This window comes from Achromobacter sp. MUI-25009338, from assembly GCF_057359325.1.
In genome coordinates, this window is sequence record NZ_CM170627.1 from 1,046,666 (window position 1) to 1,067,221 (window position 20,556).

Below are 20,556 nucleotides of genomic sequence, written 5' to 3' on the forward strand. Positions count from 1 at the left end.
GCTCGTCTCCTGGCTTCTAGGTATGAAATTCTTTGCATAATGTACCCCGTGACCCCAGGCAGGACAACCGCCGTACGGCCCGGGCCCGATTGCGCCGCAGCATCGGCGCGTCCTATGTTGCGTGCGCGGCTAGCCCAGCATGTCGAAACCCTGGGCCTCGACGCTGGCGTAGGCCTGGCAAAAGGCGGCCGCCCGTGCATAGAAGCGCGCCGCCGGATGCGCGGCGATGGCGGCGCACATATCGTCGATCCAGGGCTGCACGTGCGCGGCGAAGAACTCGCGCTGGCGGCTCAGGTTCGACACGCCGGCGTCCTCGCCGGCGATCAGGTAGCGCATGACCTCGAACAGCACGGCGATGTGGTCCTCGGTTTCGGACACCGCCGAGCCGCGCGCCAGGCCCAGCGCCTGCAGGTCGTTGCGCAGGCCGACCAGCGGCTTTTCGTTGAGAAAGCCGGTCAGGTAATGCGAGCCGAACAGATAGACCTCGGGTTTACCCATGCCGCCGAACAAGGCGTCGTACTCGGCCGCGATGGCGTCGTCGCCCATCGCGCGGGCCTCGGCCACCAGTTCCTGCCAAGGCGCCTCCAGGAAACCGCCGGCGTCCGGCGCGTGCGTTTCGGCCTGGCGCAGCGCCTGCAGCAGTTCGGGCGGCGGGGGCGCGTAGAACAGCTGGGCCAGCAGGCCGTACAGTTCGGCGCGGGCGACTTCCTCGTCGAAATCCGACGGGGGCATGATGGCGGCGGATGCGGGACCGGTCATAGTTGGGTGATCTTGGTTTCGTTTTCGGACGAGTACAGCTCGATGACGCGGCAGTCGCCGCACATCTTCAGGCGTTCCAGCGCCGCGCCCTGGAACATGGCGTGGCCCGCCAGCCTGCCTATCATGGTCTCGACCCCCTTGAGCGTGCCGAAGGGCTTGTTGCAGCGCACGCAATGGAAGGGCTGGGTCTCGTTGACCACCACGGCTTCCTTGCGCTGCGGGGTCAGCAGCAGGCGCGGCGTCAGCGTGATGGCCTGCTCGGGACAGGTGGTGACGCACAGCCCGCACTGCACGCAGTTCTTTTCCAGGAAGCGCAGCTGCGGCGCCTGCGGATTGTCCATCAGCGCACTGGACGGACAGGCGCTGACGCAGCTCATGCACAGCGTGCAGCGCGCGCTGTCGACCTCCAGCCCGCCCAGCGGGGCGCCCGCGCCGGGCGCGCCGGCCGGCAGGGCGATGGCCTGCGGCAGCGGCGCGGGGGCGTGCGCGATCAGGTGGTCCAGCGCCAGGTCCAGGGTGCTGCGTTTTTCGGGCGCGAGCGCGTGGCGGGCGCGCGCGGCCGGCGCGGCGGGCTTGCCCGCGGCCAGGGCCTGCAGGCTGCGGTCCAGGTCGGCCGGTTCGGCGGCCTCGGACACGCGCAGCAGGTGCAGGTGCCGGCCTTCGTAGCCGAGGCCGTTGAGCAGGGCCTGGGCCGTTTCCATCTGCGCCTCCAGCCCGTCCAGGTATTGCGGCGCCTCTTCGCCGGTGGTCATCACGGCGATCTGGCTGGCGCCATAGGCCACGGCCGACAGCCACAGGTCCAGGCCCAGGCTGGCGGTGTGCCACAGCGCCAGCGGAATCACGTTGGCCGGCACGCCGTGGGCCAGCCCCAGGCCGGCCGCGCGGCCCAGGCGCTCGATCATGGCCTGGCCGCGGTCCTGGCTGTGCAGCAGCACGATGGCGTCGCGTCCGCCGGCCTGCGCGTAGGTCGACAGCAGGGTGCGCAGGCGCGCGCCCTGGTCGGTGATGCGCGGATAGCTGTAGCTCATCGCGCCGGTGGGACAGACGGTGGTGCAGGCGCCGCAGCCCACGCAGAGGTTGGGATTGACCTTGACCTGCTGGTTGCGGATGTCGCTGGAGATGGCCTCGGCCGAACAGATCTGCACGCAGGCGTCGCAGCCCACGGTGGCGTTGCGGCTGTGAGCGCAGAGCTTCTGCTTGTAGTCGAAGAACTTGGGCTTTTCGAATTCGCCGACCATGTCGCGCAGCCGCAGCAGCACCGAGGGGTCGACGCCGTCCCAGGTGAAATAGCCCTGGGGCGGGGCATGGCGCGTGAACAGGGGCTGCGCGCCCAGGTTCAGCACCAGGTCGAAGGTCTCGGCGCCGGTCTGGGGCGGGCGGTCGAAGTCGATCGCGCCCGCCACCGTACAGGCCGCCACGCAATCGCGGTGCGAGCGGCACAGGCCGGCGTCGATCTGGTAGTCCAGCCCGATCGCGCCTTCCGGACAGGAGGCCAGGCAGGCGTTGCAGCGGGTGCAGAGATCCAGGTCGATGGGGTTGTGCTGCGTCCATTGCACTTCGAACGCGCCCAGCCAGCCGTTCACCGCGTCCAGCCGGCCCGACAGGACCGGGAAGCGCCGGCCCTGCGCGCCGCCGCGTTCGCCTTGACCCTGGGCGAAGAGGGTGACGTTCAGCACATCGTCGAGCAGGGCGCCGGCCTGTTCGGCCCGGTCCAGCGGCCCGACGATCAGCAGCCGGCCCGCGCTTTTGTAGGTGACGGTCGGCACCGGATCGGGATCGGGCAGGTGCGCGGCCGCCAGCAGCGCGGCCAGCTTGGGCATGGCCTGGGCGGCGTCGCGGCTCCAGCCGCCGGTCTCGCGGATGTTGACGAACTTCACTGGCGCGACGGCGCCTTCGGTGGCCGCGCCCAGTTCGCCGAACAGGCGCTGTTCCTGGGTACAGGCCACCACCACGTCGTCGCCGCCGCGGATGGCTTGCTGGAAGGCGCCGGCCTCGCGGCGGCACAGCGTGGAATGCAGGTGCAGGTTCTCGCCCAGCGCCTGGCCGAGCGCATCGGTGGCCAGCGGCATGGTGCGGTTGCAGTCGCAGATGAGTGTCGTCATGGCTTGGTTCCTGCGGCCGGCGCCGGCACGGCGGCCGGCGCTTCGGCGGTGGGATCGGCGGCGCCGGAATCGGCGGGCAGGGCGGGCGCGGGCGCGGCTTTGGGCGCGGGGTTTTCAGTGACGGCGTCGGTCAGGGCCGAGGCGGCGCAGCGCGCTTCTTCCTCGAAAAAGCCCAGCACCCGCGAGACCGCCATCTTGCGCAGCGCGGATTGCGGCAGCGGCGCCAGTTGCGAATAGTCGTCTATATACACGTCCAGCCCGTCCATCACGTTGTAGTGCGGATCGGCGAACAGCTTCTTCAGCGCCGCGTTCTTGACGTCGGGCGCCACGCCCTGCGTGACGAAACGGCTGAAATCGGAATCGGCGGTGAGCTTCAGCACGTCGTCCATGGTGGGCAGTTCCGGCTCGGCCGGCGCGGCCTCGGGAAGTCCGGCCGGCGGCGTCGCGGCTTCCTGCGCCGGGACGGGCGCGGGCGCTTCAGCGGCGGGCGCGGGTTCCTCGGGGCCGCCTTCGCGAGCCTCGATCTTGCGGCGCGACCAGCGCTGCAGAAAGCCCTGATGACGCGTTTCGCTCATGACGGATCGCCGCCGAATTTCTTGACGGTGCTCACGGAGGCAGGATTGCCGAAGCGGTCCTGCAGGGACTGGAAACTGACGGGGCGGCGGCGGCGCTTGGGCTCCGGCACGTAATGGGCGGCCACGAAGGCCTGCAGCCAGGCCACGATGGCCGGCGGCGCCGGCACCTGCTCCACGGTTTCCTGCGCGTCCAGCCAGCGCCCGGCGTCGTGGTAGCTCAGGGTGACGATTTCGGGGCGCGCCAGCGGCTCCGCGGCCACGCTGGGGCTTTCCTCCATGCGCCACAGCACGAACCAGCACGGCGCGGGCGCCGACGCGTTGAGCAGATAGCCCTCGGCGTCGTCCTTGAACAGGCGCACGGTGAAGCCGGGATGCAGCCAGCGTTCCTGGGTTTCGTCGCGGTACAGCAGACGCGGCGCCGCGCCGAAGCCCGGCTCGTTGGCGACCACGTCTTCGAGCACCCAGCGCCAATCCTGCCAGCGGCTCATGGCGCCGGTGATGCGTTCCTTGCGCATCACCACGGCGGTGTCCAGCGTCAGGGGCAGGGAGTCGGTTTCCATGGCGCGCCCCGCCTCAGGCCCGCTTGATGGCGATGGACGAGAACCTGGAGGAATAGTCCTTGTCCATGCCGGCCACGGCGACGGCCACCTGCCGCGCCAGCGATTTGTACAGCCCGGCCACCTCGCCGTCGGGATCGAACACCACCGAGGGCCGCCCGCTGTCGGCCTGCAGCCGGATGTTGATGTCCAGTGGCAGCGCGCCCAGGTAGGCCAGATCGTAGTCGGCCGCCATTTTCTGGCCGCCGCCCGAGCCGAACACGTGCTCGACGTGGCCGCACTGGCTACAGACGTGCACCGCCATGTTCTCGACCACGCCCAGGATGGGCACGCCGACCTTCTCGAACATCTTCACGCCCTTGCGCGCGTCCAGCAGCGCGATGTCCTGTGGGGTGGTGACCACCACCGCGCCGGTGACCGGCACTTTCTGGCTCAGCGTGAGGTGGATGTCGCCGGTGCCGGGCGGCAGGTCGACGACCAGGTAATCGAGGTTCTTCCAGTTGGTCTTGCGCAGCAGCTGTTCCAGCGCCTGCACCGCCATGGGACCGCGCCAGATCATGGCTTCGTCGGGGTCGACCAGAAAGCCGATCGACATGACCTGCACGCCGTAGTTCTCCAGCGGCTCCATGGTGTCGCCGTCTTCGCTCTGGGGGCGGCCTTCGATGCCCATCATGAGGGACTGGCTGGGCCCGTAGATGTCGGCGTCCAGCAGGCCGACCCGCGCGCCCTCGGCGGCCAGCGCCAGCGCCAGGTTGACGGCCGTGGTGCTCTTGCCCACGCCGCCCTTGCCGGAGGCCACGGCGATCACGTTCTTCACGTTGGGCAGCAGCGCGACGCCGCGCTGCACCGCGTGCGCTTCGATCACGCTATGAACGTTGACCGAGACGTTCTGCACGCCGGGCACCGACTTGGCCGCGCCGATCAGTTCGCGGCGCAGCGCCGGGATCTGGCTCTTGGCCGGGTAGCCCAATTCCACGTCGAACGAGACATCGCCGTCGGCGCCGATCTCGAGGTTCTTGATCGCGCGCGACGAACCGAAGTCCTTGCGGGTATTGGGGTCCAGGCAGGCTTGCAGCGTATTGAGCAGGATATCTGAGGCAACCATCGGGCTTCTATATATATAAAGGGTGACCTGGACGACCCATCTTAGCAGAGGGCGCAGTGTGCAGCGACGTGCCGCATCCCTGCATGATGCCGCTCAAGCCAGGCAAGTCCAAGCGCTGCGGCGCGACGCTTCCCTAGGGTTTTCCCTGCACCCGCGCGGCTTCGATCAGATGGCGCGTGGAATGGGCGACGAAAGGCGCGCCCCGGCGCATGCGGCGGTCCATTTCGCGCAGCCGGTCGAGGTATTTGGCCACCGAAAAATCGGGCACCCACCACACGCATTTGCGCAGGATCCAGATGACCGCGCCCACGTCGTGGAACGCCATGCGGCAACGCGCGCTGCGCAGCTCGACGATGGACAGCCCGGCCTCCCGCGCGGCGGCCGCTTCGTCCGCGGGCTCGCGCAGCGCGCGTTCGCGCGGCAGCGGCCCCAGGAAATATTCGATCAGCTCGAACGCCGAGGCCGGGCCCACGTGCTGCGCGAAATAGCGGCCGCCCGGCGCCAGCACGCGATGGATCTCGCGCCAGTCGGGACTTACCGGGTGCCGCGCGCTGACGAGGTCGAACGAGGCGTCGGCAAACGGCAGCGGCGCGCCCGCGGCCACCTGCACGACGTCGACGCCGCGCGGCGCGAGCCGCGCATGCGCCTGGCGCGCATTGGGAGGCCAGGCTTCGGTCGCGCACATGCGCGGCGGAAAGCGCGGCGCTTCGGCCAGGACTTCGCCGCCGCCCGTGTCCAGGTCGAGCGCGGAGCGCGCCTGGGCCAGGCGCTGCGCCAGCAGGCGCGCATAGCCCCAGGGCGGGCGTTCCTCGGTGGCGCGTCCGGCCAGCCAGTCGAATCCCCAGCCGGTGACGTCGGCGGCTTCGGCTTCGGCGACGAGTCGGTCAAACGGTTTCATGGCGTCGAGCTTAAACCACGGCCGGGCAGGCCGTCCGCCGTCGCGCGCCGCTTACTGCAACGCAGTCGGCGCGGCCGTCTGCGTTGCCTGGGCCGGCATGCGGCCCACGCTCAGCTTGCCCGGCTGTTCGGCCGAAGGGCGCACGACGGCGGCCGTGTTGGCGCTGTTGGCGCCCAGGTTGGGCAGGTCCGACGGACGCGCAGCCACCGCCGTGAATGCGCTGCCGCCGATGGCCGGCACGCCGTCCAGCGTCAGATTGGCGGCCCACACGCCGTCGCGGCGCGACAGCACTTCGTAGCGCTGCGGGCCGCCGGCGGCCCGCGCGACCACATACAGCGTGCCGTCGATGATGTTGATGGCCGGCGGCGAGGCCGCCGCGGCGTCCAGGCGCGCGGGTTTGCCGTCTTCGACCAGCCATAGTTTTCCGCCGGCGCGTTCCAGGATGGCGAGCACCACCTTGCCCTGCGCGTCGGCGTGGACCGCCGGACGCCCGATGTAGGGCACGCCCAGGTCGTCCGGCGCGCTCCAGTCGATGTTCAGGTCGGTGGTGTCGCCGGTTTCCAGCAGGCGGGTCAGGTGGTTGTCGCCGCGCTGGCGGAAATAGAGTTCGATGCGGTTGTCGCGGTTGCGGATGGCGGCCAGGCCGCCGGCGGCGGTGGGCGCCGGCACCGGGCGCCAGCCCTGCCATTCGGGGCGATGGCCCTGGGCGGCCGGCAGCTGGCGCGTATAGAAAAGCTTGCCCGCCGAGGTGAGGGCGAACACCACGTAGCGCCCGTCGGCGCCGCGCGCGGCGGCGGGCGCGCCGGTGGCGTCTTCCAGCATGGGAAGTTCCTGCCAGGTGCTCCAGCCGCCGTCGATGCCGGTCGGCGCGATCCAGTGCAGCCGGCCGTCGTAGCCCAACGCCACGGCGGCCGCTTCGCCGCGCGGCGCCACCGCCGGAATCTGCGTCACGCGCACGCCGCCCAGCGCCTGCCAGCCCTGCCAGGTGCCGTCGTGGCGCTGCTTGTTGGCCCATACGCCGCCCAGCGGATCGCGCGCCATCAGGCCGGCGGTGCCGTCCGCATGGGTGAAGGAAACCAGCGGGCCGCTGGTGCGTCCGCCCAGGCTCTGCCATTTGCGATGACCGGAGTCCCAGCGGTTGACGGCGGCGTTGGTTTCGCCGGCGGCGAACACCACCAGCCCGCCGCGCCCGTCGGGGTACAGCTGCGGCGCCATGTCCTGGCGCGACACGTAATAGGCGCGCTGCACCCAGGCCGCGGCGGGGCCGGCGGGCTCCTTGCAGCCGGTGGGGCCGGCGCAGTAGTGGTAGTCGTTCCAGGCGTAGTGCTGGAAGATCACCGACTTGCTGGCGATCTCGGCTTCGGTCAGGTTGCTGGCGCGCTCCTGGCTGGGATAGTCGATATAGCCGGTTTCGGCGTAATTGCCGGGCACGCGCACCATGGCCTCGCGCACCAGCCGCGCGCTGGCGATGTGGTCCGGGTGCCCGTGGCCGGCGCAGCGCCAGCACAGCTGCGTGTAGGGCACGGCGATGGTGTCGTCCAGGTGGCGCACGGTGGTCGGGGCGTACTGGCGGATCACGTCGGCCAGCGTGTCGATCAGCTGCTCGCGGGTGTAGACCTCGGCGTACTGGCCCAGCGTGTCCACGCTCTGGCCCGGCTCGGACTCGGTGCGGCTGAGCGGCGTCAGGCTGCCCCAGCCCTTGCCCAGCCACGGGTCCTTCAGCCGCATGTGCCAGAGCTGCACGCGCGGGTTGCCCTGCAGCGTGAAGCGCGCGAAATGGCGGCCGCCGGCGGTGCCGGCGTCTTCTTTCCACACGTCGGGCTGGTGCGCCATGTAGGCGTAGGCGGCGCGCACGCCGCGCTCGCGGCCGAGCATGTAGCCTTCGCCTTCGCCGGCGTCGCTGGCGGTCAGGTAGACCACGCGCACGCAGCCGCCGGCCTCGATGTTGGAGGCGATGTCCGGATTCATGAACAGCAGGTCGTCGTCCAGGTGGGCGACGAAGGCGAGATCCTTGATGCCGTGGCACTGCGCCAGCGTGGGCGGGGCGGCGTGGGCCTGGAGGGAGAAGAGCGCGGCGAACGCGAACAATAGCGCCTGGCCTAGGGGGCGCAACAAGGCCGTCGGAACGAACATAGCGGGGCGCGGCAGAAAAGGCGTCGCACGGCAGGGGTTGAAGAGTGCGAAAAGTATAGCGGCGAGCCGCCGCGCGTTGTCGGCAAGATATAGGGCCGGATTAGGCCGCGCTCGCCAGCAGCCACTCGCGCAGATGCGACAGCGCCTCGTCGGCGCGCCTGGCGTCCTTGCGCGTGCACAGGCAGAACGAGGCGCCGCTGGCGACGAAACCCAGCGGCGCGGCCAGGCGGGCGCGGTGCAGTTCGGCTTCGACCAGCACCGCGGGCGCGATGGCCACGCCCAGGCCGGCCGCCGCGGCTTCCAGCATGTGGCCCAGGTGGTCGAACTCGCGGCCGGGCAGGCGCGGGACCAGCGCAATGCCCTGGCGCGCCGCCCAGTCGCGCCACGCATCGGGCCTGGAACTGGTGTGCAGCAGCGGCGCGCCGGCCACGTCGGCCGGCGCGCGGATCTGCGCGGCATGGGCCGGGGCGCAGACCGGGCCGATGGTTTCGGCGAACAACGGGGTGACGTCCCAGTCCCGCGGCCAGTCGCGGCCGGCAAGAATCAGCGCGTCCACGCGCTGCGTGTCCAGCAGGGACGCGTCGGCGGCCGTCTGCAGCCGGATGCGGATATCCGGATGCAGGGCCTCGAAGCGTTCGAGCCGCGCGATGAGCCAGTTGGACAGAAAGCTGGCGGGCGCGCCCAGCGTCAGTTCCGCCGGCTGCGTGCTACGCCGCAATTCGTCGCAGCGGCGCTCCAGCGTGTCGAATGCCTCCTGGGCGGCGCGCTGCAGGTCCAGGCCCGCCGCGGTCAGGCGCACGCCGCCGGCGCGGCGTTCGAACAGCGCGCAGCCCAGCCAGTCTTCCAGCTGGCGCACCTGCTGGCTGACGGCGCTGTGCGTCACGCACAGCTCCCTGGCCGCCAGGCTGAAACTGGCGTGGCGGGCGGCGCTGTCGAAAAAGCGCAGCGCATTGAGAGAGGGGAGTCGTCGCATGGCTGGATGTTAGTTGTACTTACATTGGTACTAAACAAATCATTGATTCAAATAAGTTTTTATCGAAGATAGCATAAGCAAAACATCCCGATACACTGCAATACGGAAACCGCCAGCCATGCCATCCGCCATCCATCCGGCCACGCCCGACAGCCTGGGCCAGTTCGGCCCTTACGGCGGGCGCTACATGCCCGAAACGCTCATCCCCGCGCTGGACGAGCTGGAGCGCGCCTTCAGGGCGCTGCTGTCGGATAAGGGCTTCTGGCAGGACTTCCGCGGCCTGCTGGCCGACTACGTCGGCCGCCCCAGCCCGCTGTTCCTGGCGCGCGGCATCACCGAGGAACTGGGCGGCGCGCAGATCTACCTCAAGCGCGAAGACCTCAACCACACCGGCGCGCACAAGATCAACAACTGCCTGGGCCAGGCGCTGCTGGCCCGGCGCATGGGCAAGCGCCGCGTGATCGCCGAGACCGGCGCCGGGCAGCACGGCGTGGCCACCGCCACGGTCTGCGCGCAGCAGGGCCTGGACTGCGTGGTCTACATGGGGGCGCAGGACATGGCGCGCCAGTCGGTCAACGTGCGCCGCATGCGCATGCTGGGGGCCGAGGTGCGCGCCGTGACGGACGGAACCGGCACGCTGAAGGACGCGATGAACCAGGCCTTGCGCGACTGGATCGCGCATCCGGCCGACACCTATTACCTGCTGGGCACCTGCGCCGGTCCGCATCCCTATCCCTGGCTGGTGCGCGAGTTCCAGAAGGTGATAGGCATGGAGACGCGCCAGCAGATCGCCGCCAAGGCCGGACGCATGCCGGACGCGATGGTCGCCTGCGTCGGCGGCGGCTCCAACGCGATGGGGTTCTTCCACCCGTTCCTGGACCAGCCCGGCGTTCGCCTCTATGGCGTGGAGGCCGGCGGGCGCGGACTGGCCAGCGGCGCGCACGCCGCCAGCCTCGGCGCGGGCCGGGCCGGCGTGCTGCATGGCTGCCGCAGCTACTACCTGCAGGACGGCGACGGGCAGATCCTGGATGCGCACTCCATCTCGGCCGGGCTCGACTATCCCGGCGTGGGACCGGAGCATGCGTTGCTGCACGACAGCGGGCGGGTGGCCTACGTATCCGTGACGGACGCGCAGGCGGTGTCCGCCTTTCATTGGTTGACGCGGGCCGAAGGCATCCTGCCGGCGCTGGAAAGCGCGCACGCGCTGGCCTGGGCGCGCGAACTCGCGCCGCGCATGGGGCGCGGCGAGATCCTCGTCGTGTGCCTGAGCGGACGCGGCGACAAGGACATGGACACGGTGACGCAATTCGACGAGGCGACGACATGACACGGCTGCAACACACTTTCGCGGCGCTGCGCCGGTCGGGCCGCTGCGGCCTGGCGACCTACTTCGCGGCGGGCGACCCCGACCCCGGCGCATGCCTGGAACTGCTGCGCGGCCTGCCCGCCGCGGGCGCCGACGTGATCGAACTGGGCATGCCGTTCAGCGACCCGGTCGCCGACGGCCCCGTGCTGCAGCAGGCCAACCGCCGCGCGCTGGCGGCCGGCCAGACGCTGGCGGGCACGCTGGCGTTGCTGCGGGAATTCCGATCCGGCCACGAGGCCACGCCGGTGGTGCTGATGGGCTACCTGAATCCCATACTCCGCTACGGCGCGGCGGCCTTCGCGGCGGATGCCGCGGCCGCGGGCGTGGACGGGCTGATCGTGGTCGACCTGCCGCCGGAACACGCCGGCGAGCTGGAGCGGCACGCGCGCGCGCACGGCATCGACCTGATCCGCATGTCCGCGCCCACCACCGACGAGGAGCGGCTGGCGCGGTCGCTGCGCGAGGCCAGCGGCTTCGTGTATCACGTCATGCTGGCCGGCACCACGGGCGCGTCGCTGCCCGACGAGCGCCGCATCGCGCAGGACCTGGCGCGGGTGCGCGCGCATACGCGGCTGCCGGTGGCCGCCGGCTTCGGTGTGCGCTCCCCGGAAGACGCGCGGCGCATCGGCCGCCACGCGGACCTGGTGGCGGTGGGCTCGCGGCTGGCCGAGGTGCTGGCGCAAGGCGGCGTGAAGGCCGCGCTGGAAGAAGTGCGCGGGCTGGCGGCCGCGCTGCGCCGGCCCGCGGCTCAGGCGTAGCGTTCGAGCCGGAAGGGGCGGATGTCCACCGGCGTGGGCGCGCCCCGGATGAGGGCGGCCACGGTTTCGCCCACGGCCGGGCCAATGCCGAAGCCGTGGCCGGAGAATCCCGAGGCCAGGTAGAGGCCGGGCGCCTGCGCCACCGGCGCGATGACGGGCATCGCGTCCGGCGTCACGTCGATATAGCCGCCCCAGGATTGCGCGATGCGGGCCTGGCGGAAGGCCGGGAATGCGTGCAGCAGGCGCGTCCAGGCCTGGTCTATGCCGCGCGCGTAGGGCGCGGGGTCGAGCACGCGGCAGCGTTCGTACGGCGTCGGGCGGTCGGCCGGGAAGCGGCGCGGCGTGGCCAGTTCCTCGAAAAAGCGTTTGCCGAAGCGCACGCGCACCAGCGCGTTGTTCTCGATCCAGGCGCGCATGAACTTGCCCATCAGGCGGAAGCTGTCGGGCACGATCTCGGCCAGCGAGGCGGAGAACTGCGACACGGTATAGCCGCCGTCGGCGCGCTTGCGGCAGGTGAAGTCCTTGCCGTTGACGGCCAGCGCCATGCCGGCGTCGAAGGGCTCGGTGCGCAGCACCGAGCCGCGCACCTTGAGCTGCGGGAATTCCACGCCCAGGTTGCCGCAGAACAGCCGCGACCAGCCGCCGGCGGCCACCAGCACGGCCTGCGCGCGCAGCGCGCCGCGCTCGGTGACGACGGTGTCGACGCGGCCGGCGCTGGTCTCCACGCCGCGCACGGCGCAGTGTTCGAAGATCTGCGCGCCGGCCTGGCGCGCCAGCGACGCGACGCCGAGGGTCGCGAGCTGCGGTTCGGCCACGCCGTCGGCCGCGCTGTACAGCGCCCCGGTCCAGGGGCGTTCGGTGCGCGGCAGCAGGCGCAGCGCCGCCTCGCGTCCCAGCATTTCGGCGCGCACGCCGTGGGCGCGGGCCTCGCGCAGCCAGGTCTCGTGGCCGGCGGCGTCGGCCTCGTTTTCCTGCAGGTAGACCAGGCCGTTGCGGCGGTAGCCGACGTCGACCTGGGCCTGGATCTCGCTCCACAGCTGGTTGGCGCGCAGCGCCAGCGGCACTTCGGGCTGGTCGCGGCCCAGGGTGCGCACCCAGCCCCAGTTGCGCGAGGACTGTTCGCAGCCCAGCGTGCCTTTTTCGAACAGGGCGGTGCGCACGCCGGCGCGCGCCAGCGCGAGCGCCGTGCTCGCGCCGATGATGCCGCCGCCGATGATCGCCACGTCCACGGTGGCGGGAAACTGCGTTTGAGTGTTCATGACGATAAGTGCGTGTCGGCCGGACGGCGGTGTTCAGGCGGGAAAGCCCAGCGCGTCGCGCAGGCGGTACCAGTTGATGGCCAGCGTAGCGCCGAACTGCCGGGCCGGATAGCCGGGCATGCGGGAAATCGGCGTGACCGGGAAATCGAGCCTTTCCGCCGGCACGCCGCGGATCGCGTCGCGCAGCACGCGCCCCAGGGCCGTGCCCATGGCCACGCCGCGCCCGCAATAGCCGTAGGCGGTCCAGACGCCAGGCGCCAATCGATGCAGGCGCGGCAGGTCGTCCAGCGTCATGCCTACCCGGCAGGCCCAGCCGTAACGCCAGGCGGCGTCGGCCAGTTCGGGAAAGCGCGCCACCGCCGCGCGCCGCAACTGCTCGCGCGTGGACGGATCGAGCTGTTCGCTGGAATGTCCGCGCCCGCCGATCACGAAGCGGCCTTCGGGGTCGATGCGGCAGTAGTAGGTGATCTTGCGGGTTTCGGAAATGCCGGCGCGCAGCGGCATCAGGCGCGCCTGCAGCGCGGGGGGCAGGGGCTCGGTGGCGATCTGGGCGCTGGCCACGTTGACGTAGGACTGCGCCACCGCGGGCCACAGCCGGTCGGTGTAGGCGTCGGTGGCCAGCACCACGTGGCGCGCCTGCACGGCATGGCCGTTGACGCTGAGCGTGGCGCCGCCGCCGTCGCGCGGGACGATGGCGGCCACCGGCGAGCGCTCGTACAGCGTGGCGCCGGCCTGCGCGGCCGCGCGCGCCAGGCCGCGCGCCAGGGCCAGCGGCTGTACCGCGCCGGCGCGTTTCTCGCGCAGCCCGGCGGGCCAGAACGACGAACCGGTGGCGGCCCGCATGGCCTCGGCGTCCAGGTATTCCACGTCGCCGCCGTGCGCGTTCAGTTCCTGCGCGCGCCGTCGCAGATAATCGGCGGACGCGGCCGAGAAGGCGCCCTGTATCCAGCCGTTGCGGGTGGGGGCGCAATCGATGCGCAGGCGTTCCACCAGCTCGAACAGGTAGTCCGCGTTGCCGTAGGCGAAGCGCGTCATGCGCGCGGCCGTCTCGGCGCCGAAGCGGCGCGCAAGCGCGGCGGGGCCGGGCTTGAAGCCGGGCACCACCTGGCCGCCGTTGCGGCCGGAGGCGCGGTGCGCGACTTCATGGGTCTCGAACAGCGCCACGCGCAGGCCGGCCTCGGCCAGGTGCAGCGCGGCCGACAGGCCGGTGAAACCGCCGCCGACCACGGCGGCGTCGATCTCCAGCGGCGCGGCAAGCGCCGGCGCGGCCGCGCGCGCAGGCGCGGTCGCGGCCCACAGCGTGGCTGCGGGCGTAAACACAGGGTTGTTCATGGCGGGGCGTTATTGGGCGTGCGTGACGCGCTTGAGGAAATCGCGCATGCGTTCGTTGCGGGGAGAGGTAAGCACTTCGCGCGACGGCCCCTGTTCGGCGATGCGGCCGCCTTCCAGGAACAGCACGCGGTCGGACACGTTGCGGGCGAAGTCCATTTCGTGCGTGACGATCACCATCGTCATGCCTTTCTCGGCCAGCGTGCGCATCACCGACAGCACCTCGCCCACCAATTCGGGATCGAGCGCGGAGGTGGGCTCGTCGAACAGGATGGCCTCGGGCTCCATGGCCAGCGCGCGGGCGATGGCCACGCGCTGCTGCTGCCCGCCGGAAAGCTGCTGCGGATAGTGGTTCATTTTCTCGGCCAGGCCCACCGAGGCCAGGATTTCGCGGGCGCGCTCGGTGGCCGACGCCACGCTTTCGCCCTTGACGTGCACCGGGCCTTCGATGACGTTTTCCAGCGCGCTGCGGTGCGGGAACAGATTGAAGCGCTGGAACACCATGGCCACGCGCTGGCGGATCGCCTGGATCTCCCTGCTGCTCGCGTCCACGGTCACGCCGTCCACCGTGATGCGTCCGCCGTCGTAGCGTTCGAGCCCGTTGATGCAGCGCAGCAGCGTGGACTTGCCCGAACCGGACGGGCCGATCAGGCAGACCACTTCGCCCGGCCGCACTTCGGCGTCTATGCCATCGAGCACGCGGTGCGCGCCGAACGACTTGCTGAGGTTTTCGATCTTGATCATTGGCGGCGTCCCAGGCGGCGTTCAAGTTTGCCGATGCAATACATCATGGGCAGGCTCATGGCCAGGTACATCAGGGCGACCAGCGTGTAGATGGTGGCGCTCTTGAAGGTGGACGAGGCGATCAGCTTGCTCTGCATGGACAGTTCGACCACGGTGATCACCGCGGTCTGCGACGAGTCCTTGAGCATCATGACCACGTTGTTGCCGTAGGGCGGCAGGGCCACCTTGAAGGCCTGCGGCAGCACCACGCGGCGCATCAGCTTGGCGCGCGACATGCCCAGCGACTGGGCGGCCTCGAACTGGCCGGGATCGACCGCGTCGATGCCCGAGCGGAACACCTCCGACATATACGAGGAATACGCCACGCCCAGTCCCAGCGCGCCGGCCTGGAAGGCCGTCAGGCCGACGCCGATCTCGGGCAGCACGAAGTACATGTAGAACAGCACGACGATGATGGGCACGCCGCGGATGATGTTGGTCAGGATGCGGCTGGCGTGCGAGAGCGGCGCGATGCCGCTGACCCGCAGCAGCGCCCAGAACAGCCCGAGCACGGTGGCGATCACCAGGGCCGCGGCGGTGATGGAGACGGTGGTCAGCACCCCCTGCATCAGCACAGGGAAGAACTCCGAGGCGTCACTGAAAAAAGACTGGAACATCTTGCTTATCCGTTAGGGCGCGCCGGCGCGCGGCGCGCGGATCCATGGCGCTCAGCGCGAAACGCCCCATTTCTTCATGATGGCGGCGATGGTGCCGTCCTGGCGCAGCGCGTCGATGGCGGCGTCGAGCTGGCGGGCGCGTTCGGCGTCGCCCTTGCGCACGGCCAGCGCGATGTTGGTCGGCATGGACGGCTGGTAGCTTTCGACGTAGCGCACGTTGCGCACGCCCTGGGTGCGCACCTGGTACGAAATCACCGGGCCGTCGCCGAAGGCGGCGTCCAGCCGTCCCAGCGCCACGTCGCGCACCAGGTCGGACATGGTTTCGTACATCTTCACTTCCTTCAGGCCGGGCGCGGACTTCAGCGGCTCCACGTACAGCGTGCCGATCTGGACCCCGACGGTCTTGCCCTTGAGGTCGGCGATGCTCTTGTAGTCGGTCTGGTCCTTGGCGGGCACGATCAGCGCCTCGCCGTACTCCACCACCAGCTGGGTGAAGTCCACCACCTCGGCGCGCTGCGGCGTCTTGGCGAAGGCCGAGGCGATGATGTCGATCTTGCCGGTCTGCAGCGCCGGCACCAGCGAGGCGAACGGAATCGGCGTGACTTCGACCGCGAAGCCTGCCTGCTTGCCCACGGCGTTGGCGATGTCGATCATCACTCCCTGCAGGGTGTTGGTCTTCGGGTCCAGGAAGTTGAACGGCACCGCGGTCGGCGTGGAGCCGACCTTCACGGTCTGGGCGTGCGCGCCCGACAGCGCGGCGGCGCACAGCGCCGCAGCCAACAACGATTTCACGGTTTTATGCAGCATCGGAATCCCCTGGGAGGCCAGAATCGCGCGCCTGGATGGCTGGCGGACGTGCAAGTTCGTCCCGCCCTGGCGTGCATTATCGTATCGAATAGCGATATGCTTATATCGCAGGTAGATTTTATAATCTGGCCCAGGAAAACCTGTCAACAAGCAGGTTTGTCTCCTAAGTGCTTTTTTAATTAGGGGTTTTCCCGAAATACATGTTTGCGATTACGCAGGCATATCCCGAAGAATCACGTGCTTTTTCTTGCATTCATTTCCATTGGAATGCAATCTGTGCGTATCGAATAAGAATGCGGGGCGGCCAGCCCCGCCCGACCGACCATGAACCCGGAATCCTCCACCCTGTACGTCCAGTCGCTTGCGACCGGCATCGCCGTGCTCGACGCCTTCACCGCCGAGCGCGCCTCCATGAGCCTGCCGGAGATCGCCGCGGCCGCCGGCATCACGCGCAGCGCCGCCCAGCGTTTCGCCTTCACGCTGGAGGCGCTGGGCCTGCTCAACAAGGACCCGGTCAGCAAGCGCTACTCGCTGTCCTCGCGCACGCTGGACAGCGGCTGCCGCTACCTGGAGTCGCACGCGCTGCTGGACCGCGCCAATCCCTTCCTGCTCGAACTCAACCGCAACGCCGGCGAAACCGTCAACCTGGCCGAGCCGGCGGGGCAGGACATGATCTACATCGGCCGTTTTCCCAGCCCCTTGCGGCTGCTGGTGCACATGCCGGTGGGCCGGCGCATTCCCATGTACTGCTCGTCCACCGGGCGCGTCTACCTGGCCGGCCTGAGCGACGACGAGGCCTACGAGGCGCTGGCGGCCAGCGACCGCGTGAAGTACACCGCCAACACGCTGACCGACGTGGATGCGCTGATGGCGCAGGTGCGCGAAGCGCGCGAGCAGGGCTACGCCTATTGCAAGGAGGAGTACTACCGCGGCGACCTGGCGCTGGCCGTGCCGGTCCACGACCTGAACGGGCGCGTGGTGGCCGGCCTGCAGCTTTCGGTGTCCGCGGCCAAGTGGACGGTCAAGCGCGCGCTGTCGCGCTTCATTCCGATGATGCAGGAAACCGCCCGCCAGATTTCCACCTCGCCGCCCACGCCGCGCCCGCTGGCGCCGTACGGCGGCGGCGCGGCCCGCGATCTGCACGCCCGGCCCCCCGGCCGCACGCGCGATTGAATCGCCAGGGCAGCTGGCGTATAAAGCGTAGCGACGCCCATCCGACACCCGTCCGGCCGGCGCATCCCTTAAGGAGCTCGACATGATGGAAGGCTTGTTCGGATGGTGGCGTCTTCGTTCCCGGCCGTTGGCCCTGGCGATCGGCGCCAGCCTGGCGCTGGCCGGCGCGGCGCAGGCGCAGGACCCGGGCGCATCGGCGCCGCAGGCGGCGCATGCCGACGCGGCGCGCGCGCTGCAATGGCCGCGCAGTTTCGATGCGCCCGACGGCTCGCGCATCGAGCTTTACCAGCCGCAGGTCGACACCTGGACGGCGGACCGCCTGGGCGGTCGCATGGCGGTGGCGGTCGGCCCCGCCAAGGGCAACCCGACCTACGGCACGGTGGATTTCTCGGCGCGCGCCGAGGTCAACAAGCCGGCGGGGCTGGTGCATCTGTCGGACATCCGGATCGAAAAAGTGCAGGTGCCGACCGCGCCGCAAGAGGCCGACAGGCTGCGCGCCGCGCTGCAGGCGCGGCTGCCGGCCGAGGGCGTGGTCACGCCGCTCGACGCGCTGCAGCTCAGCTACACGCTGTCGCGCAACAACCCGGCCGCCAGGCCGGTGGCCGTGGACAACGCGCCGCCGCGCATCGTCTACCGCACCGTGCCGACCGTGCTGGTGCTGGTCGACGGCGCGCCGGCATGGGCCGACGTGCCTGAAGCCTCGGGCTGGCGCCGCGTGGTCAACACGCGCGCGCTGATCCTGCGCGACGGCGCCGGCCGCCATTTCCTGCAGGCCGCGGGCCACTGGTACGAGGCCGGCGGCATCGACGGCCCCTGGACCGCGGTCGAGCATCCCGCCGCCGCGCTGCAGGCCGCCGCCGACGCGGCGCGGCGCAAGGCCGCGCCCGACCCGCTGCTGCCGCATGACGGCAAGGCGCCGTACCGCGCGCCGGCCGTCGTGGTGTCCACCGTCCCGGCGGAGCTGCTGGTGACCGTAGGCCAGCCCGAACTGCGGCCGGTGCCGGGCACCTCGCTGCTGTCGGTGGCCAACGCCGACCACGCCCTGTTCATGAACCCCGGCGACAACCGCTATTACCTGCTGGTGTCGGGACGCTGGTTCCGCGGGGCGGGGCTGGAAGGGCCCTGGACCTACGTGCCGGGCAAGAGCCTGCCGCGCGATTTCGCGCGCATTCCGGCGCGGGACCCGCAATCCGGCGTGCTGGCCTCGGTGCCGGGCACGCCGCAGGCCAAGGAGGCGGTCATCGCTTCCACCATTCCCCAGACCGCGACCGTATCGCGCGGCGCGACCCTGAAGGTCGAGTACGGCGGCGGCTCGCCGACCCTGCGCCCCATCGCCGGCACCGCGCTGTACTACGCCGCCAATTCGCAGGTGCCGGTGATCCAGGCCGAAGGGCGTTACTACGCGCTGTCGCACGCGGTCTGGTTCGTGTCCGACTCGGCCTTCGGCCCGTGGCGCGTGGCCGACCGCGTGCCGGCGGCCATCTATGCCATTCCCGCCAATTCGCCGCTGCATTACGTGACCTACGTGCAGGTCTACGGCTCCACGGCGCAAAACGTGGTGTTCGGCTACACGCCCGGCTACATGGGCGTGGTGGTCGCGCCCGACGGCACGGTGGTCTACGGCACCGGCTACGCATATCCGCCTGTGATCGTGCAGGACACCTGGGTCGGCTATCCGCCCAGCTACGGCTACGACGCGGCCTTCGACACCGCGGCCGGCTTCGCCTTCGGATTCGCCGCGGCCGAAGCCTGGGGCGGCGCCGCGCCGTACTGGGGACCCTATTGCTGCGCGCCGTACTGGCGCGGCGTGGACGTCAACCGGGTCGACGTCTATGGCGCCTGGGGCGGGTCCGGCGTGGTCACGCACGCGGCCGGCTGGAACGGCTGGACCGGCACGCAATGGCAGGGCGCGCACGCCGAGGGCTACAACCCGCAGACCGGCGCCGCGTTCGAGGGCACGCGCGGCGCGGCCTATAACCAATACACCGGCAATGCCGCCGCCGGCCGGCGCGGCGCCTACACCAATCCGGTCACCGGCGCGTCCGGCGCGGGGCGCGCCGGCGTGGTCGAGAACGACGACGGCCAATGGGCCGCAGGCCGCCAGGACGCCCGCACCAACGCCCGCACCGGCCGCACGACGGTGTCCTCGGCCACCGCCTCCGGCACGGCCGGGCAGGGCGTGGACAACGTGGACCGGCGCGGTGCGACCTACGACCGCAACACCAACAGCGGCATGGCCTGGAACAATGGCAACGTCTACGCCGACCACAACGGCAACGTCTACGAGCACAACGACAACGGCTGGCAGCAGCACACCTCGTCGGGCTGGCAGCCGGTGCAAGGCGGCGACTCCAGCTACCTGAACGGCCAGCGCCAGGCGCGGGACTATTCCAGCCAGCGCAGCGACTTCCAGGGCGGCGGCTGGCAGGACCGCATGGGCGGCGGCGATTCCGGCGGCGGCTGGCGCGACCGGGGCATGGAAGGCGGCGGCGGCTGGCGCGACCGCATGGGCGGACGCGGCGGCTGGGGCGGCGGCTTCGGCGGATTCCGCGGCGGGTTCCGCCGCTGAGACACGCTCCTGCGCGCGGGGGCGGCCGTTTGCGCCGCGCCCGCGCCGGGCGCTAGACTGCCTGCTTCCCCATTTCTTTCCTGCCTTACGCCATGGCCCTGCATAGCTGGCTCATCTATCTGGTTGCGGTCATCGGCCTGTCGGTGACGCCCGGGCCCAACACGCTGCTCGCGCTCACCCACGGCGCGCTGCACGGCCACCGCAAGGCGCTGTGCACCATCGCCGGCGGCGCGGTCGGCTTCGTGGCGCTGATCGCGCTGTCGATGCTGGGCATCAGCGCCTTGCTCAAGGCCTGGGGCCCGGCGCTCACCGTGCTGAAGTGGGGCGGCGGGGCCTACCTGATCTGGCTCGGCATCCAGCTGTGGCGCTCGCCCGGCGTGCAATTGCAGCCGCCGCCCGACATGCCGAAGGCCCGCGGCGCGCGCATGTTCGGCCAGGGCTTCCTGTCGGCCATCTCCAATCCCAAGGCGCTGCTGTTCTACGGCGCCTTCCTGCCGCAGTTCATCGACCCGGCCCGCAGCCTGCTGACGCAGTTCGCCATCATGGCGGCCACCTTCGCGCTGGTGGAGTTCCTGGTCGAATACGTGCTGGCGCGCCTGGCGCACCGTGTGCGCCCCTGGCTGGAACGCGCCGGCCGGCGCTTCAACAAGGTCTGCGGCGGCCTGTTCGCCGCCATGGGCGCGGCGCTGCCGGGCTCCTGATCCTCCTTCTCGTCTCCCCGTCCTCCTCGCTTGCCGCGCCCGGGCCGAGCCCCGCGCGCGGCGGCGCGCGTCCGCCCGTCTGCTGTCCGATC

18 protein-coding genes are annotated in these 20,556 nt (G+C 70.6%); 5 read left to right on the forward strand and 13 right to left on the reverse strand.

From position 1 onward, the window contains the following. Positions 1–129: 129 nt before the first annotated feature. From AC1IQ6_RS04790 to AC1IQ6_RS04825, 8 genes are all read right to left on the reverse strand, one after another. Positions 130–759, reverse strand: a complete 630-nt coding sequence (locus AC1IQ6_RS04790) for a TorD/DmsD family molecular chaperone (RefSeq protein WP_102773875.1) — start codon at positions 757–759, stop codon at positions 130–132. Then, positions 756–2,861, reverse strand: a complete 2,106-nt coding sequence (locus AC1IQ6_RS04795; RefSeq protein ID WP_111825766.1) for a 4Fe-4S dicluster domain-containing protein — start codon at positions 2,859–2,861, stop codon at positions 756–758. Before AC1IQ6_RS04795 ends, AC1IQ6_RS04790 begins: the two co-directional genes overlap by 4 nt. After that, positions 2,858–3,436: a DUF3306 domain-containing protein gene (locus tag AC1IQ6_RS04800; RefSeq protein WP_485865958.1), complete on the reverse strand. Its 579-nt coding sequence runs from the start codon at positions 3,434–3,436 to the stop codon at positions 2,858–2,860. Before AC1IQ6_RS04800 ends, AC1IQ6_RS04795 begins: the two co-directional genes overlap by 4 nt. Further along, positions 3,433–3,996: a DUF3305 domain-containing protein gene (locus tag AC1IQ6_RS04805; RefSeq protein WP_485865959.1), complete on the reverse strand. Its 564-nt coding sequence runs from the start codon at positions 3,994–3,996 to the stop codon at positions 3,433–3,435. The genes AC1IQ6_RS04800 and AC1IQ6_RS04805 overlap by 4 nt, the downstream gene beginning before the upstream one ends. Positions 3,997–4,009: 13 nt before the next feature. Continuing rightward, on the reverse strand, positions 4,010–5,098 hold the full coding sequence (gene apbC, locus AC1IQ6_RS04810) for an iron-sulfur cluster carrier protein ApbC (RefSeq protein ID WP_102773871.1): 1,089 nt from the start codon (positions 5,096–5,098) through the stop codon (positions 4,010–4,012). A gap of 133 nt (positions 5,099–5,231) precedes the next feature. Then, entirely contained in the window at positions 5,232–5,996 is a 765-nt protein-coding gene (locus AC1IQ6_RS04815; RefSeq protein WP_485865960.1) for a class I SAM-dependent methyltransferase, read from the reverse strand. Between the two features lie 51 nt (positions 5,997–6,047). Next, positions 6,048–8,129, reverse strand: coding sequence for a DUF8189 domain-containing protein (locus tag AC1IQ6_RS04820; RefSeq protein WP_485865961.1), 2,082 nt, complete (start codon positions 8,127–8,129; stop codon positions 6,048–6,050). Between the two features lie 100 nt (positions 8,130–8,229). Continuing rightward, entirely contained in the window at positions 8,230–9,102 is an 873-nt protein-coding gene (locus AC1IQ6_RS04825; protein ID WP_111825761.1) for a LysR substrate-binding domain-containing protein, read from the reverse strand. 118 nt (positions 9,103–9,220) lie between these two features. Here AC1IQ6_RS04825 and trpB point away from each other — a divergent pair, with 118 nt between their 5' ends. Next, positions 9,221–10,429: a tryptophan synthase subunit beta gene (gene trpB, locus AC1IQ6_RS04830; RefSeq protein ID WP_111825760.1), complete on the forward strand. Its 1,209-nt coding sequence runs from the start codon at positions 9,221–9,223 to the stop codon at positions 10,427–10,429. Beyond that, a complete protein-coding gene (gene trpA / locus AC1IQ6_RS04835; RefSeq protein ID WP_485865962.1) occupies positions 10,426–11,226 on the forward strand; it encodes a tryptophan synthase subunit alpha in 801 nt (266 codons plus the stop codon). The genes trpB and trpA overlap by 4 nt, the downstream gene beginning before the upstream one ends. On the opposite strand, the gene AC1IQ6_RS04840 is transcribed toward trpA, so the two are convergent. The 5 genes from AC1IQ6_RS04840 to AC1IQ6_RS04860 are packed head-to-tail and all read right to left on the reverse strand — an operon-like array spanning position 11,217 to position 16,021. Next, a complete protein-coding gene (locus AC1IQ6_RS04840; RefSeq protein ID WP_485865963.1) occupies positions 11,217–12,485 on the reverse strand; it encodes an NAD(P)/FAD-dependent oxidoreductase in 1,269 nt (422 codons plus the stop codon). The genes trpA and AC1IQ6_RS04840 overlap by 10 nt on opposite strands. A gap of 33 nt (positions 12,486–12,518) precedes the next feature. Then, on the reverse strand, positions 12,519–13,805 hold the full coding sequence (locus AC1IQ6_RS04845; protein ID WP_485865964.1) for an NAD(P)/FAD-dependent oxidoreductase: 1,287 nt from the start codon (positions 13,803–13,805) through the stop codon (positions 12,519–12,521). A gap of 21 nt (positions 13,806–13,826) precedes the next feature. After that, complete coding sequence (locus AC1IQ6_RS04850) at positions 13,827–14,558, reverse strand: amino acid ABC transporter ATP-binding protein (RefSeq protein ID WP_102773863.1); 732 nt, start codon at positions 14,556–14,558, stop codon at positions 13,827–13,829. Beyond that, on the reverse strand, positions 14,555–15,214 hold the full coding sequence (locus AC1IQ6_RS04855; protein WP_102773862.1) for an amino acid ABC transporter permease: 660 nt from the start codon (positions 15,212–15,214) through the stop codon (positions 14,555–14,557). The genes AC1IQ6_RS04850 and AC1IQ6_RS04855 overlap by 4 nt, the downstream gene beginning before the upstream one ends. 51 nt (positions 15,215–15,265) lie before the next feature. Further along, on the reverse strand, positions 15,266–16,021 hold the full coding sequence (locus tag AC1IQ6_RS04860) for a substrate-binding periplasmic protein (RefSeq protein WP_102773861.1): 756 nt from the start codon (positions 16,019–16,021) through the stop codon (positions 15,266–15,268). Between the two features lie 324 nt (positions 16,022–16,345). On the opposite strand from AC1IQ6_RS04860, the gene AC1IQ6_RS04865 reads away from it, so the two are divergent. The 3 genes from AC1IQ6_RS04865 to AC1IQ6_RS04875 all read left to right on the forward strand — a co-directional run bounded on the left by AC1IQ6_RS04865 (position 16,346) and on the right by AC1IQ6_RS04875 (position 20,464). Then, positions 16,346–17,194, forward strand: coding sequence for an IclR family transcriptional regulator (locus AC1IQ6_RS04865; protein WP_485865965.1), 849 nt, complete (start codon positions 16,346–16,348; stop codon positions 17,192–17,194). 85 nt (positions 17,195–17,279) lie between these two features. Further along, positions 17,280–19,763 (forward strand): carbohydrate-binding family V/XII, encoded by a 2,484-nt coding sequence (locus tag AC1IQ6_RS04870; protein ID WP_485866551.1) that lies wholly within the window; start codon positions 17,280–17,282, stop codon positions 19,761–19,763. A gap of 92 nt (positions 19,764–19,855) precedes the next feature. Continuing rightward, positions 19,856–20,464 (forward strand): LysE family translocator, encoded by a 609-nt coding sequence (locus tag AC1IQ6_RS04875; protein WP_102773859.1) that lies wholly within the window; start codon positions 19,856–19,858, stop codon positions 20,462–20,464. Positions 20,465–20,556 lie beyond the last annotated feature (92 nt).

Coding starts and splice junctions, on each gene's coding strand:
- trpA (WP_485865962.1), top strand. CDS start 10,426: ATGACACGGCTGCAACACACTTTCGCGGCGCTGCGCCGGTCGGGCCGC.
- AC1IQ6_RS04850 (WP_102773863.1), bottom strand. CDS start 14,558: ATGATCAAGATCGAAAACCTCAGCAAGTCGTTCGGCGCGCACCGCGTG.
- AC1IQ6_RS04795 (WP_111825766.1), bottom strand. CDS start 2,861: ATGACGACACTCATCTGCGACTGCAACCGCACCATGCCGCTGGCCACC.
- AC1IQ6_RS04820 (WP_485865961.1), bottom strand. CDS start 8,129: ATGTTCGTTCCGACGGCCTTGTTGCGCCCCCTAGGCCAGGCGCTATTG.
- AC1IQ6_RS04790 (WP_102773875.1), bottom strand. CDS start 759: ATGACCGGTCCCGCATCCGCCGCCATCATGCCCCCGTCGGATTTCGAC.
- trpB (WP_111825760.1), top strand. CDS start 9,221: ATGCCATCCGCCATCCATCCGGCCACGCCCGACAGCCTGGGCCAGTTC.
- apbC (WP_102773871.1), bottom strand. CDS start 5,098: ATGGTTGCCTCAGATATCCTGCTCAATACGCTGCAAGCCTGCCTGGAC.
- AC1IQ6_RS04860 (WP_102773861.1), bottom strand. CDS start 16,021: ATGCTGCATAAAACCGTGAAATCGTTGTTGGCTGCGGCGCTGTGCGCC.
- AC1IQ6_RS04855 (WP_102773862.1), bottom strand. CDS start 15,214: ATGTTCCAGTCTTTTTTCAGTGACGCCTCGGAGTTCTTCCCTGTGCTG.
- AC1IQ6_RS04815 (WP_485865960.1), bottom strand. CDS start 5,996: ATGAAACCGTTTGACCGACTCGTCGCCGAAGCCGAAGCCGCCGACGTC.
- AC1IQ6_RS04840 (WP_485865963.1), bottom strand. CDS start 12,485: ATGAACACTCAAACGCAGTTTCCCGCCACCGTGGACGTGGCGATCATC.
- AC1IQ6_RS04870 (WP_485866551.1), top strand. CDS start 17,280: ATGGAAGGCTTGTTCGGATGGTGGCGTCTTCGTTCCCGGCCGTTGGCC.
- AC1IQ6_RS04825 (WP_111825761.1), bottom strand. CDS start 9,102: ATGCGACGACTCCCCTCTCTCAATGCGCTGCGCTTTTTCGACAGCGCC.
- AC1IQ6_RS04865 (WP_485865965.1), top strand. CDS start 16,346: ATGAACCCGGAATCCTCCACCCTGTACGTCCAGTCGCTTGCGACCGGC.
- AC1IQ6_RS04805 (WP_485865959.1), bottom strand. CDS start 3,996: ATGGAAACCGACTCCCTGCCCCTGACGCTGGACACCGCCGTGGTGATG.
- AC1IQ6_RS04800 (WP_485865958.1), bottom strand. CDS start 3,436: ATGAGCGAAACGCGTCATCAGGGCTTTCTGCAGCGCTGGTCGCGCCGC.
- AC1IQ6_RS04875 (WP_102773859.1), top strand. CDS start 19,856: ATGGCCCTGCATAGCTGGCTCATCTATCTGGTTGCGGTCATCGGCCTG.